The sequence below is a fragment of the Erwinia sp. ErVv1 genome, assembly GCF_900068895.1.
GTDB lineage: Bacteria > Pseudomonadota > Gammaproteobacteria > Enterobacterales > Enterobacteriaceae > Erwinia.
Genome location: NZ_CDPK01000019.1, coordinates 404 through 832 on the forward strand (window position 1 = coordinate 404; position 429 = coordinate 832).

Annotated in this window: 1 pseudogene (running past one end of the window); it reads left to right on the forward strand. The window is 59.0% G+C overall.

Annotation, left to right across the window (positions count from 1 at the left end):
• Positions 1-408, forward strand: a pseudogene (locus A1830_RS22325) (type IV secretion protein Rhs); its annotated part reaches 403 nt to the left of the window's first position; the annotation flags it as partial.
• Between the last annotated feature and the right edge of the window lie 21 nt (positions 409-429).

Consider the following 429-nt stretch of genomic DNA (forward strand, 5'->3'; position numbering starts at 1 on the left):
GAGTACCGGTTTACGTATGACCCCTCAGGACGTCCTTTAAATGAGATTCGCCCGGACCACACAACCCGGCAGATGGAATGGAACGAACGGGGACTGCTCATCACCCTGCTGGAAAGCGGCAGACCGGACAACGATGGCGGCATTCCCCGGCGTGTTCAGCAGTTCAGCTATGACAGCAGCGGCCTGCTGACCTTCCGGACAACCCGCGATGCCCGGTACCATTACCAGCGTGACAACAGCGGGCAGCTTACCGGCCTGACGCGCACACCGACTGCTGAAGGCCTGACGCTGGGTATCGAAGCAGATGACGTTCAGTTTACGTTTGATGCGGCAGGAAAATTGCTCAGTGAGCAGGGGGTGAACGGTGAGCTGCATTCTGCGTATGACGTTCTGGGTAATCTTACCGCACTGACCCTGCCCGGCGGGCAG